Origin of the sequence: Providencia sp. PROV150 (assembly GCF_028481025.1) — a bacterium.
GTDB lineage: Bacteria > Pseudomonadota > Gammaproteobacteria > Enterobacterales > Enterobacteriaceae > Providencia > Providencia hangzhouensis.
Genome location: NZ_JAMPPJ010000029.1, coordinates 64,614 through 77,215 on the forward strand (window position 1 = coordinate 64,614; position 12,602 = coordinate 77,215).

Below are 12,602 nucleotides of genomic sequence, written 5' to 3' on the forward strand. Positions count from 1 at the left end.
TTCCCAGCAATGTGAGCAATAAAACTCGTTAAACAATTAAAACAACAAATGAACAAAACGTCATGAAGACACTGAAACAATTTTTCTATTTAGTAAAACCTTTTTGGGGGCAGCGTGCTGCCCTTTTGTGCTGGATACTGCTGTTTGCCTCACTGGGGCTCACACTGTCATCTGTGTGGTTCAACGTCAAAATGAACATGTGGAATGGGGATTTTTATAACGCCCTACAAAAACTCGACGGCCAAGCGCTGTATGGCTTATTGCAATACTTTGTGATTTTAGTCAGCGGGCTAATTTTTGTCGTTGTTATGGGTAATTACCTAAAACAAATGCTGATTATCCGCTGGCGCAAAGGCATGACGGAGCAAGTACTTAGCCGTTGGTTATCCCCAAATAGCAAACATTACCTATTAAGGCTGACATCACAAGAGCCAGATAACCCAGACCAACGTATTGCCGAAGATATTCGTTTACTGATTGAATCGACATTAAATTTAGTGGTGACATTCCTCCACTCAATGTTAACTCTGATTTCATTTGCGACCATCCTTTGGACACTTTCCGGTAGCCTGTCGTTTAACTTTGCCGATAGCGACTGGACCATTCCTGGGTATATGTTCTGGGCTTGTATTATTTATACCCTCATTGGTATTGCACTTACCCAATGGATTGGTTTCCCACTTCGCCGTTTGCATATGGATAAACAACGCCGCGAAGCGGATTACCGTAGCTCATTAATTAATTGCCGCCAACACGGTGATGCCATCGCAGGGCAGCGTGGTGAAACTCAAGATAGAAAAGAACTGATGGGGCGCTTTGGTGAAATTATTAGCAACTGGAACCGCTTGATCCGTTGTGAGCGGAACCTCTCTTTCTACACAGTGGGTTACCAACAAGTTACCGCCTTAGCGCCTGTATTACTCGCATTACCTAAATTCCTTGCGGGTGAAATCATGTTGGGTGGCTTAATGCAATTGCGCCAAGCCTTTACCAGTGTTGCCACTTCACTCGGCTGGTTTATTTTTGCCTATAAAGAAATCGCCGCATGGCAAGCCACAGTCTCCCGTTTATACAACTTTGTGGTTTTATTGGAAAACGATAACAAAGCGGTGGTTACTATCGACGAAAAATCGCCACCTCTGATCGCTAAATTATCCGTTTCTACCGCAGACAACCGCTGCTTAATTAATTCCGTGAATATAACCGCCAAACAAGGCGAATTAACCTTGATTCGTGGCCGTTCTGGTGTTGGTAAGTCCACCTTATTACGCACGCTAAGTGGGCATTGGCCTTTCTTCAACGGCACTATCAGCCGAACAGAAAAAGTTATGTGGATCCCACAACGCCTCTATTTACCAATTAGTCGGCTTGATAGCTTATTGGCTTATCCCAAAGCAACATCCCAATTTAGTCAGCAAGATTTTCAATATGCATTGATGTTAGTCGGGTTAGAAAAGCTGCATCACCAACTCGCACTCGAAACTGATTGGAACAACCGCCTATCTGGTGGAGAACAGCAGCGCATTATGTTTGCGCGTTTATTGCTCAACCGACCAAAACTGCTTTTATTGGATGAAACCACCTCCGCCCTTGATGAAAACAGCGCATTAGAACTCCTCGCTCTATTGAAAGCTGAGTTACATGACAGCGCCATTGTTTTGGTTAGCCATCAAAGCTTCGTTGCTCAATTTGCGGAACAACAAATATTGCTCGTTGAACCTGCGAGTGAAAAATCCTTAAATACAGGAACGCCTGAATATGCTTCATAAAATTACCTTCGCCACATTAATAAGCATTCTGCTCGGTGGCTGCGCAGGCAGTACATCGGTGAGCCAAAATTCAACCTCACTGTTACCTGTGCGCGGTGACCTTCAACACTATCAACTCGACAATGGGCTACAAGTTTACCTTCTGCAACGTAATCAACCCGGAGTTGAACTGCGTTTATTGGTCAGTAGCGGCTCATTACAAGAAAATGAACAGCAGCTTGGCCTCGCACACTTTACTGAACATATGGCGTTTAAAGGCACCAAACATTTTCCGGGAACCACGGGGTTCAAACAGCTGGAACACCAAGGGCTTAAACTCGGTAGCCATGTGAATGCCATTACGAGTTTAAATTCCACGCTATATAAATTATCACTCCCCGAAGCCACGACAGCACAAGTCGCCACAGGCTTACAAGTGATGGCCGATTGGGCGTCAAATATGACCTTTGACCAAGAAGCCTTTGAAAAAGAGCGCCCTGTAATTGTCGAAGAGTGGCGCTTACGCCAAGGGATGGGCTATCGCATCAATGACAGCTTAGAAAAATTACGCTACCACGGTAGCCGTTACGTCGATCGCAACCCAATTGGCTCATTAGATGTGGTACGCAATGCTCCGATTGAGCAAGCGAAAGACTATTATCAAACATGGTATCAGCCTCAGCGAATGTCACTATTAATTATTGGTGATTTCAATAGTTCATCAGTACGCAATCAGGTTAATAATTTATTTGCGCTCCCTAAACCCAAAAAAGTGGCAGAAGATAACCCGCAATGGAAACAATTTGCCCATTCAACCAATATGTTAGTGCAAGGTGTATTTGATAAAGAGCAAGGGGCGCGTTATGTGCAATTTGCCTTACAAAATGATGTTAGCGCACCGCTAAATACCCGTTTAGGGCAGTCGGAAGATTTACTGGATAACCTCTGGTTGGCCATTTTAAACCAACGTTTCTCCGTTATGGTGGATAACGGCATTTTGCCGTCGATTAGCATCAATGAACAAGGGGCAATGTTAGATAACCAGCGCTTACAACAGTTGATGATCATCCACCCGAAAGGTAATGATTACCAAGGTGCAACTGAGATTTTATTTACAGAATTACAACGCCTTGCTACTGAGCCGGTTACCCAAGAAGAACTTGATTCTGCAAAGCAAGCGATGTTGAAAAAATTCAGCCTGCAAGCCGCTTCAGAGCAACGTTATAGTAATGAATATTTAGCAGGGCAACTGACGACGGCGCTTGAATACGACATGCCAATGTGGAATAAACGCCAGCAGTTAGATAACAGCTACCAGTTAATGAAATCCGTTAAGCCGCAAGACTTACAACAGCATGTCGCTAAATTCCTACAAACCGCTTCCCCGCGTTTAGCATTAATTGGGCCTGATACTGATGCCTCTGCGATTGATAAATCAGTATTTAATCAGCAATGGCTTAAAATACGCCAAAGCACGCCGGGGCCATTTACGCTACGCTCCAAAGCCATTCAATTGCAATTACCCCAATCCATAAAAGGCAGTATTGTTGAGCAATCTAAGCTCCCCGTTGAAAAAGCGGAACATTGGACTTTGAGCAATGGCATTCAGGTAATTGTTAAAACAGACAAAAACCTGAAAGATGATATTCAATTTAACTTGCAATTACCGGGTGGCCGTTCGTTAGAAACACAACAAACGGCAGGTTTAACGGATTGGGCGGTGAAACTTCCTGAAAGCAGCGGTTATGGAAATTACAGTGCGCGTGATCTGGCTCTGCTGGCAAAACAAAACCAAATTAGCGTTCGCCCATACAGTGAATTGCTGACACATGGTTTTCGCGGAAAAGCCCCTGTCGATAACCTCGAAACAGCGCTACAGTTACTCAATTTAAAACTCACCGCTCCGCAATTTAGTGGTGAAAAATTAGAGCAACAAAAACAATCTTTTACTTTAAACTTATCCAAAACTCCCGTAGAACGCACTTTCCTTGATAATATTAATCGGGAAAGCTATACCCACGGTGAATTTTTGGTGATTAACCCACAGGGCAGCTGGCAGCAATTTACGGCTCAGCAGTTACAGCAAGCTAACCGCCAATTACTCACCTCAACAGCAGATATGACTCTGGTGATCACTGGAGCAATGAATAGCCGTGATCTAAAACCTCTGTTAGAGCAATGGGTTGCCTCACTGCCACACAGTAACCAAAAACTGGTATCTCGCGACCAAGGGATCATGCCAAAAATGGCGAGTTTTAATAAAACTTATCCTATCAGTAGCAGCGATAAGAGCATGGTGAGTATTCAGTTCGCGTCACCTGCTGTCTGGAACCAGCAAGACAGCTTAGCGATTCAACTGATTGATACCATTGTGAGCCAACGCTTACGTGGTGAACTACGTGAGAAAGCGAGTGGTATTTATGCGCTAGGCTTTTCACAGATGCTCGCGAAGAAACCGCAACCGTATTACCTCGCGCGCTTGAATTTCACCACCTCACCTGAACGTGCTGAAGAAATGACGCAAATCGCCCAAAAAACAATAGGTCAAATTCGTCAAACAGGTGTGAGTGAAAAAGAGTTAACCGAAGCAAAAAATATTTGGCTGACAGAAAATTCACAAGTCACTGATAGCTCGAGCTACTGGACTGAGGCTCTAGCGCAGATTGCCAGCGATGATGGGCAATACCAGCGTTTAAACCAAGAACAAGACATTATTCGCCAGCTCACCGTTGAGGATATTAACCGTTTGACTCGCCAGTATTTAGGGCGAAATTCAAAAGTATTTATGATGACGCCTTGATATCAGAAAAACCAACAGCTTTATTCATCAAGCTGTTGGTTTCCATAGCCACATCAACCGTACCATTATTTAAATGAATGCCTTACGTTATAGATAAAATTTAACATTCGATTATTTAAGTTATTAAATAATGAAAACATGCGTTCTTTGAATGATATTTCTTTAGATTTCGCTATTTCAACCTCTAGTTTTAGTTTATCCATTGAAATATCCAGATAGTGTTCAATATCACTAGCAATTTTATTTGCCTTAATTCTTTTATACTTAAGAATATTTACAATCAAATCAATTTTAGAAAGAAATGTTTCTATATTTGCGTTGATTCTTTTTCCATTAATAATTTCAACCACAGAGTCTACAATATTTTTAGATATTGATTTTATTATTAGCATTGATTTAATTCTAGCAATAGCAGCATCTATAATTTTATTTTTTTCTTCGAAACATTTACTATCATATTCAGATTTCAAAAATTCAACATCTAAATTCATTTTCTCTTTTATAAAGTCAATAATCTTTTCATCCTTTAAATTATCACTCAATTTTGTTAAAAATCGCCTACCCTCACTGGTAAACTTATTTTCAGAGAGAATACCCTTGAGAAAAATTATTTTATCAATACTTTCAACTCCTTTGAAAATATCAAAATCAGAAAATTTCTTTATATTTTTAATGTAGTCATTATACTTATATTCGTTTAGCTTAAGTTTAACTAAATACTCATTTGAATAATTAATAAGATATTTTTTAATTTTTGTGATTATTTCTTTCTGGAACCCTTTTTTTTCAAGTAAAGACTCTATCGCGTAGGTTGCAACTCGACAGGATGAGTTATATATAGATAGAAAGCGCTGTTCTTGATACAAGTGAAGAACTTTACTCTTATCATCGTTCATTATTGAATTAGTAATTTTCACAAAAACATTCTCAAGTTCCTTTCTTATATCATCTTCATTCCCAATCGGTTCTTTTGTTCTAATGTAACTCATCAAAAATTTTATATGACTCAATTCATTCTTAGATAAAGCCTCTCCTGTTTTAAAATCATTAATTAAATCATCAAAACTGTCACATTCAACCTTATTTATTTTTTTACTCTCTTCATCCCTCTTACTTTTTTTTAACTCCATTTTACTTTCAATATTACCCGCCATTTTATTTACAGCCTGTTTAAATTTATCTCCCATCTTCCCACTAAAATCGCGCCTTTCATATTCATTTTTAGCGCTAGATATTTCCTTATCTTTAACATCTATAGGTTGGAGAGTTGTCTCTTTATCACTAATATTTATCTTTACATTTTTATTTATTGAAGTATCTCTATCAACTTTCAATCCTTTCTTAAAATACTTATCAATTTTTTCTTTCGCTTTCCCGCTCGCAACAATACCCCATGATTTATTTATTTCTGCCCAGCCATTCTCGCCATTGTTTTTGGCTGTTTTTATTTTATCGATGATGATATCGCTTTTCCCTTCGAAAACCTTTGGATTTTTGGTTATTGCTATTACCATGTCATTCAATGACATAGTTAAATATTTTTTTTCATCAAAATTTTTATTTTTAACAGATAACATATCAACCTCTTCAATTTCTATTTTGTTTTCACTTAAAATAATAAAATAGCGTATAGAATCTCATTAGTTTTTTATATCAAATAGCGATTGCAATACACTCACTTTATTTCATGATTTTTATAGGATAACGCTTATATCTCATTGACATAGTATGTTTTTAATGTGATTAATATATTCTAGAAATAATAATAATGAGAAAAGTAATGAATAACATAACCATCCGCAGAGCAACTCTGGACGATGTGCCTGCAATAACTAAAATGCACGCTGATTATTCGGCGTATGCCAACACCTTACAATTGCCATACCCAACAGAAAAAACCTGGGAAGCTCGCCTCGGGGAAAATGATCCACTCGTCACTCAGTTTGTTGCCACCATTGGTGACGACGTTGTGGGTTTGCTAGTTATCAGCCAACCGAGCCAAGTACGCCGTCGCCATGTTGCGACTTTCGGCATTACCGTCAGTGAAGCTCACCAAGGCAAAGGTATTGGCTCACAACTGATGCAAGTGATGGTGGATTACTGTGACAATTGGCTGAATGTGCGCCGTATTGAATTGGAAGTGTTTGCAACAAATGGCAGTGGCGTTGGGCTGTATGAGAAGTTTGGCTTCGAACAAGAAGGCCGCATGAGAGATTATGCTTTCCGTGATGGGCAATATGTTGATGCCGTGATGATGAGCCGGATAAAAAGTTAGTCTTAAAACGCCATATTACCTATGGCGTTCACCTTAACTATTCCTTCAAAAGCACTACACCCCGACTAGGCTACGTAATGGAATACCAAACTGACAATGTAAACGACGGATCATTGGCAACGTCAAATTACGTTTCCCATTTAATATTTCATAAACCCGATTCGCTTTACCTATTGCTGGTTCTAAATCTTTAACTGTAAGACCTTGTTGTTCCATACGAAATTTAATCGCTTCAATTGGGTCTGGTGCTTCTATCGGATAATGCCTTTTCTCGTACTCTTCAATTAATAAACACATCACTTCAAAATAATCCCCTTCAGGGGTATTTAGCTCAGGCTCATTATCAAACATAGGAGAAACAGCCAATAAGGCCGCTTTGTAGTCTTGTTCTGTTCTGATGGGTTTAATTTTCATGTCCATGACTCCAAATCCACCGTTTCTGCATCAACTCGGTCATACTGTTCATGAGTTCCAATGAATTTAACAAATATCCACCCACGCTGATATGCAATAGCCACAATTAACCGATAATAATTTCCTTTTATATTAAACACCACCCGCTTGTTCTTTAAAATACTCGCGCTGCGGTACATTCCTTTGATATCTGAAGGGGTTTTCCATGTCGCTTTAATCGCTTCATCTAACCAAGCCTTCAGTGGTGGTTCTGACTCTGGATATTTTAGCCAAAAGTCTTTCAGCGTTTTTATGGAGATGATTTTCATAAGCTCAGCCTAGTCCCATTTTAGGACTAAGTCAATCATCAAGTCCCAATTTAGGACTCACTATTATTATAATTTTCTCATAAAAAATGCCACTCAATAGGTGGCATTTATAGCATAATGAAAACATCTAACGATTATTTATCGCCTAACAACACTGAATCCAGTGCAATCTCAATCATTTCGTTAAACGTGGTTTGACGTTCTTCTGAGGTAGTTTGTTCGCCCGTTTTGATATGGTCAGAAACGGTACAAATCGTCAGTGCGCGTGCGCCAAACTCAGCCGCCACACCATAGATACCCGCAGCTTCCATTTCAACGCCCAGAATGCCGTATTTTTCCATCACTTTGAACATATCAGGGTCTGGTGAGTAGAATAGGTCTGCTGAAAACAGGTTACCCACACGTACATTTACATTTCTTGCTTTTGCCGCTTCAACCGCATTATGAACTAAGTTATAGTCCGCAATCGCTGCAAAATCATTTTCTTTAAAGCGTTGACGGTTAACGCGTGAATCAGTACAAGCGCCCATACCGATCACAACATCACGCAATTTTACGTCATCCATTACTGCGCCACATGAGCCAACGCGAATAATCACTTTTACACCGAAATCAGTGATCAGTTCTTTCGCGTAAATGGAGCATGAAGGGATCCCCATACCGTGGCCCATTACCGAAATTTTACGGCCTTTATAAGTCCCTGTAAAACCTAACATGCCACGCACATTATTGACTTGGCGAACATCCTGAAGGAAGGTTTCAGCGATGTATTTTGCACGTAATGGGTCGCCTGGCATCAGAACGACATCAGCGAAATCACCCATTTCTGCATTAATATGTGGAGTTGCCATGATTATTTCCCTTTAAACGATTAAATATTTTCAAATGAATAAGGTGGCTTCCCACCTTATTATTAATAATCTGTATCTTACTGGCCTAAGCAATTTGAATCGCAGCCAACGAACTACAGCTAGCTTATTACCCTTCAATAGCTCGCTCACTACCTTTCATACTTACCTATTACCCTAAATAATTTGAGTTGTAGCTAGGCGGCAAAGAAAATCATCCCTATGAGCATACATCAGTATGTGATTAGGGTGGTTTTATGCAGCCAACACCACTCTACAACTTAAAGTATGACGACAAAGCTTTGCCCATTACCTTTAATTCCCCGCCATTACCCTAAATAATTTGAGTTGTAGCAAGGCGGCAAGCAAAACCATCCCTATGAGCATACACAAGTATGTGATTAGGGTGGTTTTGTGCAGCCAACACCGCTACAGCTCAAAGTATGACGGGTAATGGGTGTTAGAGCATTGGTTTACCGTAATCCATCGGCGACAAATCAAAATACTTAGCGACTGTCTGGCCAATATCTGCGAAAGTTTCACGGTGACCTAATGAACCTGGTTTCACTTTTGGACCATAAATCAACACTGGGATGTGCTCACGGGTATGGTCAGTACCTGGCCAGGTTGGGTCACAACCGTGGTCTGCCGTTAAAATTAGGATGTCGTCTTCTTTAACTAATTTCATTAGTTCAGGTAAACGGCGGTCAAATAATTCTAATGCCGCAGCATAACCTGCCACATCACGGCGGTGGCCGTATGCGGAGTCAAAGTCCACAAAGTTAGTGAAAACGATGGTGTTGTCACCCGCTAGTTTCATTTCTTCTACCGTTGCATCGAATAGCGCATCGATACCAGTGGCTTTAATTTTCTTGGTGATACCGACATGAGCGTAAATATCCGCAATTTTACCGATAGAAACAACTTCACCTTGTTTTTCATCAACTAATTTTTTCAATACAGTTGGTGCTGGTGGCTCTACCGCTAAGTCATGACGGTTACCTGTACGTGTGAAGTTACCCGCTTTGTCGCCAACAAATGGACGCGCGATAACACGGCCAATGTTATAACCACCTTTGGTTAACTCTTCACGCGCAATTTCACACAGCTCATACAGTTTATCTAAGCCGTAAGTTTCTTCGTGACAAGCGATTTGGAATACGGAGTCAGCTGAGGTATAGAAAATAGGTTTCCCGGTTTTCATATGCTCTTCACCCAGTTGATCCAAAATAACCGTACCTGATGAGTGGCAGTTACCTAAGTAACCCGGTAAATTCGCTTTCTCAACTAACGTATCCAGTAACTCTTGAGGGAAACTATTTTCTTCATCAGAAAAATATCCCCAATCGAATAACACAGGAACACCTGCGATTTCCCAGTGGCCTGATGGCGTATCTTTGCCTGAAGAAATTTCGCTCGCATAACCATACGCACCAATAATTTCTGCATTAGGGTCAAGACCTGCAGGGAATGAACCGCTTGATTCTTCTCCTGCTTTACCTAAACCTAATTTTGTTAAATTAGGTAAATGCAGAGGCCCTTTACGACCAATATCCGCTTCGCCACGGGCGCAAGCATCTGCGATGTGACCCAATGTATTGGAACCTTCATCCCCAAATTTATGTGCATCATGTGCTGCACCGATCCCAAAGGAATCCAAAACCATAATAAATGTGCGTTTCATATTTTTCTCCTGCGGTATTTTTAAAACGATATACCACTAAAATCTATTTGTATTACTCGCTGATTTGGCGATAAACCATTGGTGTTGTTTCAGGAGATTTGTCTCCAATCACCATCGCTTCACGCACTTCTTTCGCCGCTTCTTCCCACGCTTTTTCACTATTTGCATGGATAATTGCCAGTGGCGTTTGGGTATCCACTTTGGCGCCTAACGCAGCGATATCACTCAAACCAACGCTATAATCAATTGGGTCTGTCGCTTTACGGCGACCACCGCCTAACGTCACTACGGACATTCCCAGCGCACGTGTATCCATTTGCGTGATAATGCCATCTTTTGGTGCATAAACGGCTTTGCTCAGTACCGCAGTCGGCAGGTATTTGTTGTAATTTTCAACAAAATCAGCAGGCCCTTTTTGAGCTGCTACCATACGGCCAAACACTTCTGCCGCTTTACCATTGTCTAATACTGCCTGTAATTTTTGGCGTGCTTCTTCGCGGTTTGCTGCTAATGAACCAGATACCAGCATTTCTACACATAACGCCATAGTGACTTCATAAAGACGTGGGTTACGGTATTCACCCGTTAAGAATTGAACCGCTTCACGAACTTCAACTGCGTTACCTGCGCTGGAAGCTAGCACTTCATTCATGTCAGTCAATAATGCCGTAGTTTTACAACCCGCCCCATTAGCGACCTTCACAATTGACTCAGCCAACTCTTCTGACTTCTCATAAGTTGGCATAAATGCGCCTGAGCCGACTTTAACGTCCATCACCAGAGCATCAAGGCCTTCAGCCAATTTTTTACCTAAGATTGAAGCGGTAATTAGCGGAATTGAATCCACTGTCGCTGTAATATCACGGGTCGCATAGAAACGTTTATCGGCAGGTGCTAATGAATTAGTTTGCCCAATAATTGCCACCCCGACATCTTTGATAATGTCACGGAAACGAACGTCATCCGGGAAGATATCGAAATTAGGGATCGCTTCAAGCTTGTCTAGTGTTCCACCAGTGTGGCCTAAACCACGGCCTGAGATCATCGGTACATAACCGCCACAAGCTGCAACCATTGGACCAAGCATCAGTGAAGTCACATCCCCCACGCCGCCCGTTGAGTGTTTATCAACTAATGGACCATTGAGGTTGAGTGATTTCCAGTTCAGAACCGTACCTGAATCACGCATTGCTAATGTCAATGCAACACGCTCAGGCATGGTCATATCATTAAAATAGATAGTCATTGCCAATGCAGCAATTTGACCTTCTGAAACTGAGTTATCGCGAACACCATTGATAAAGAAACGAATTTCTTCTTCGCTTAATGGCTTACCATCACGTTTTTTACGGATAATTTCTTGTGCCAGAAACACAATATTCTCCTTTAAAGTCGAATTTATCGGCTAACAATATTGCGAAAATTAATAACTGCTGCTTGATTTTTTAACGTCAAAAACTAGCGTATTTAATAAATTTGCTAATAGGCTAGAAGCACCAAAACGGAAGTGGCGGCTATCTGCCCAATTGTCACCTAAAATTCGTCCCGCTAACGCTAAGTATTCTGCTGCTTCTTCTGCGGTACGTACACCACCAGCAGGTTTAAAGCCGACTGTTTTTTCAACGCCCATATCACGGATGACTTGCATCATGATTTCCGCACTTTCTAATGTTGCATTAACAGGTACTTTACCTGTCGAGGTTTTAATAAAATCAGCGCCCGCTTTAATTGAAATTTCAGAAGCCTTACGGATTAATTCTGCATCTTTTAACTCACCTGTCTCAATGATTACTTTCAGCAACACATTCGCAGCCGCACAAGCGTCTTTACAGGCTTTCACTAAATCAAAACCAATTTGTTCATTACCCGCAATCAGCGCACGATAAGGGAAAACAACATCAACTTCATCCGCACCGTAAGCAATCGCTGCTTTGGTTTCAGCTAATGCGATATCAATATCATCGTTACCGTGTGGGAAATTCGTGACCGTAGCAATGCGCACATCTGGAGTGCCTTGCTCACGTAATGTTTTACGTGCAATAGGAATGAAACGAGGGTAAATACAGATTGCAGCGGTATTGCCTGCTGGGCTTTTCGCCTGATGACACAGTGCGATGACTTTCGCATCTGTATCGTCATCATTTAAAGTGGTTAAATCCATAAGTGACAGCGCGCGTTGTGCGGCCGCTTTTAAATCAGTCATATAACTCTCCAACGTTGTTAATTCTTCAGAACGACACGTTCTTTGTTGGCGAGCGGGCTTGGTTCCTTAAAGATGCTAGTCGGATTCTTTCCGAACTGAGCAGCTGAGATCCTTCTCACCGCATCATGCCCTAGAGTCCTAGACTCTGAGAACTAGCAGTTCCATAGCAGCTTACTAATGCCTATTTGACCATGGAATGACGCCATTTTATGTGCTACAAATCACATTAATCGACTGAATGTTACATTATTAAAATAAAAAATGTGATATAGATCAAATTATACCATCTATCGCCACCAATTCTTCTCTCAAATGGCTTTTT

10 protein-coding genes are annotated in these 12,602 nt (G+C 41.1%); 3 read left to right on the forward strand and 7 right to left on the reverse strand.

The window, feature by feature from the left end; genetic code table 11:
• Positions 1–62 precede the first annotated feature (62 nt).
• Entirely contained in the window at positions 63–1,769 is a 1,707-nt protein-coding gene (locus PSE83_RS17970) for an ABC transporter ATP-binding protein/permease (RefSeq protein ID WP_164564558.1), read from the forward strand.
• The gene (locus tag PSE83_RS17975) at positions 1,759–4,548 is read left to right on the forward strand and encodes a M16 family metallopeptidase (protein ID WP_172766800.1); all 2,790 of its coding nucleotides are present in this window, start codon (positions 1,759–1,761) and stop codon (positions 4,546–4,548) included. The genes PSE83_RS17970 and PSE83_RS17975 overlap by 11 nt, the downstream gene beginning before the upstream one ends.
• A 65-nt stretch (positions 4,549–4,613) precedes the next feature.
• Here the strand turns inward: PSE83_RS17975 and PSE83_RS17980 are convergent, their stop codons facing one another.
• Positions 4,614–6,125, reverse strand: a complete 1,512-nt coding sequence (locus tag PSE83_RS17980; RefSeq protein ID WP_004905723.1) for a hypothetical protein — start codon at positions 6,123–6,125, stop codon at positions 4,614–4,616.
• Positions 6,126–6,328: 203 nt separating this feature from the next.
• Between PSE83_RS17980 and PSE83_RS17985 the strand changes: the two genes are divergently transcribed.
• On the forward strand, positions 6,329–6,823 hold the full coding sequence (locus PSE83_RS17985) for a GNAT family N-acetyltransferase (protein ID WP_036958565.1): 495 nt from the start codon (positions 6,329–6,331) through the stop codon (positions 6,821–6,823).
• Between the two features lie 54 nt (positions 6,824–6,877).
• On the opposite strand, the gene PSE83_RS17990 is transcribed toward PSE83_RS17985, so the two are convergent.
• From PSE83_RS17990 to deoC, 6 genes are all read right to left on the reverse strand, one after another.
• Complete coding sequence (locus PSE83_RS17990; protein ID WP_036958566.1) at positions 6,878–7,237, reverse strand: helix-turn-helix domain-containing protein; 360 nt, start codon at positions 7,235–7,237, stop codon at positions 6,878–6,880.
• Positions 7,234–7,545, reverse strand: a complete 312-nt coding sequence (locus tag PSE83_RS17995) for a type II toxin-antitoxin system HigB family toxin (protein ID WP_004905726.1) — start codon at positions 7,543–7,545, stop codon at positions 7,234–7,236. Before PSE83_RS17995 ends, PSE83_RS17990 begins: the two co-directional genes overlap by 4 nt.
• Positions 7,546–7,679: 134 nt before the next feature.
• Positions 7,680–8,396: a purine-nucleoside phosphorylase gene (gene deoD, locus PSE83_RS18000; RefSeq protein ID WP_004905727.1), complete on the reverse strand. Its 717-nt coding sequence runs from the start codon at positions 8,394–8,396 to the stop codon at positions 7,680–7,682.
• Positions 8,397–8,853: 457 nt separating this feature from the next.
• On the reverse strand, positions 8,854–10,077 hold the full coding sequence (gene deoB, locus PSE83_RS18005; protein ID WP_004905728.1) for a phosphopentomutase: 1,224 nt from the start codon (positions 10,075–10,077) through the stop codon (positions 8,854–8,856).
• A gap of 52 nt (positions 10,078–10,129) precedes the next feature.
• Positions 10,130–11,452, reverse strand: coding sequence for a thymidine phosphorylase (gene deoA, locus PSE83_RS18010; RefSeq protein WP_004905729.1), 1,323 nt, complete (start codon positions 11,450–11,452; stop codon positions 10,130–10,132).
• Between the two features lie 48 nt (positions 11,453–11,500).
• Positions 11,501–12,280 (reverse strand): deoxyribose-phosphate aldolase, encoded by a 780-nt coding sequence (gene deoC / locus PSE83_RS18015; protein ID WP_272661011.1) that lies wholly within the window; start codon positions 12,278–12,280, stop codon positions 11,501–11,503.
• Between the last annotated feature and the right edge of the window lie 322 nt (positions 12,281–12,602).

Coding starts and splice junctions, on each gene's coding strand:
- PSE83_RS17970 (WP_164564558.1), top strand. CDS start 63: ATGAAGACACTGAAACAATTTTTCTATTTAGTAAAACCTTTTTGGGGG.
- PSE83_RS17975 (WP_172766800.1), top strand. CDS start 1,759: ATGCTTCATAAAATTACCTTCGCCACATTAATAAGCATTCTGCTCGGT.
- PSE83_RS17980 (WP_004905723.1), bottom strand. CDS start 6,125: ATGTTATCTGTTAAAAATAAAAATTTTGATGAAAAAAAATATTTAACT.
- PSE83_RS17985 (WP_036958565.1), top strand. CDS start 6,329: ATGAATAACATAACCATCCGCAGAGCAACTCTGGACGATGTGCCTGCA.
- PSE83_RS17990 (WP_036958566.1), bottom strand. CDS start 7,237: ATGAAAATTAAACCCATCAGAACAGAACAAGACTACAAAGCGGCCTTA.
- PSE83_RS17995 (WP_004905726.1), bottom strand. CDS start 7,545: ATGAAAATCATCTCCATAAAAACGCTGAAAGACTTTTGGCTAAAATAT.
- deoD (WP_004905727.1), bottom strand. CDS start 8,396: ATGGCAACTCCACATATTAATGCAGAAATGGGTGATTTCGCTGATGTC.
- deoB (WP_004905728.1), bottom strand. CDS start 10,077: ATGAAACGCACATTTATTATGGTTTTGGATTCCTTTGGGATCGGTGCA.
- deoC (WP_272661011.1), bottom strand. CDS start 12,280: ATGACTGATTTAAAAGCGGCCGCACAACGCGCGCTGTCACTTATGGAT.